Raw genomic sequence first — 1,267 nt, forward strand, 5'->3', positions numbered from 1 at the left:
ATAACCAAAGCCTCTTTCTGCACTCCAGATAGGGGCTTTGTTGTTTTTGCTGATTTTTAGATTGTCAGGCTCGATCGCACTTGCAGAACTTCAGTTAATCAAGTCCAATGGTATCGTTATAGTATGGAGAGCGGGTTTAAAAGAAATTAGAGAATCAGCGATCAATGAGTGATAAAATTTTTAATCTATTTATTTTTGTTGATAACGATATTATCCATGAGCTGTAGCTGTTCACGAAAAGGAAGGCTCAGATGTAGAAAAGCTTACCTTCCTTCAAAGTCAGGTTAATGGTGACTTTAAAAAGCAGTACGAGTTTTAATTCCTAATAGATACTTGCTTGAAAATTCAAGTACCAACCAAACTATAGCCGCTTTAAGATATGACAAATTTAGAATGTTGACACGGATGAATCTTCATATGCAGGTGTTTGAGGAGATTTTCCAGTCTTTGGATGCTTCCAACACTCCCCTCTTCTTCATGACTCCAGTTGTCGAAGGTCAACTAAGATTTGACGCAAAAGAAGAGATTAAAGTGCCAGAGCAACATAATTTGTAAGAAGTTAAATCGATCGAGATTTGGTTTTCAGATTACTTAACCCATTACATATCCGAGGAAGGTTTTGATCTATCTCGTTTATTAGACCTCTTGCAAAAAAGATATATGTTATAATTAGATATTTTAAATTTAATCTCCTAGAGCTAACTCATAATTGTAAATTGCTGACAACAAATTACAACGCTTCTGCATGGCGGCGGCGGCGATTCCGATAACGACTCGACAATATTTTAAAAATTTTGAGACTCCGATTAACCTGTTCAATTACAATTCTCTCCTGTGCTAAAACTCGATTGTAGTTTTTTTCTATTCGAGAAAGTTTCCCATTTTTAGGTTTCTTTCTAGGGATATAACTATTGGTGTGATAGTCCTTTATCCCTTGATAGCCACTATCTTGTAAGCTATTTGTTTCCGGGTGAAAATGAATTTTACTTTTCTTAAACAAGTTAAAGTCGTGGCAATGCCCTGGTCCAAAAGCAGTGCAAATAATTTCTTTTGTCTCTTGATTAATTACCAACTGAGTTTTTAGAGTATGACACTTTTTATTGCCTGAATAATATCTTTTCTGTTTTTTTTTGGTCGTTCAATAGTTGTTTCTGTGACATCCATCACCACGTATTCTGATAATCAGAGTCTTTGAGTAATGCCTTTTTTCCCGGAATACGGAACTTTCCTGTTTTCATTAAAGTAGATTCAATATCAGTTACAATTC

General features: G+C 35.1%; 1 pseudogene. It reads right to left on the bottom strand.

From position 1 onward, the window contains the following. Positions 1–684 precede the first annotated feature (684 nt). Positions 685–1,267 (bottom strand): annotated as a pseudogene (locus tag QT974_RS34510) (transposase family protein); the annotation flags it as partial.

Origin of the sequence: Microcoleus sp. BM001215392 (assembly GCF_036700185.1) — a bacterium.
GTDB lineage: Bacteria > Cyanobacteriota > Cyanobacteriia > Cyanobacteriales > Microcoleaceae > Microcoleus.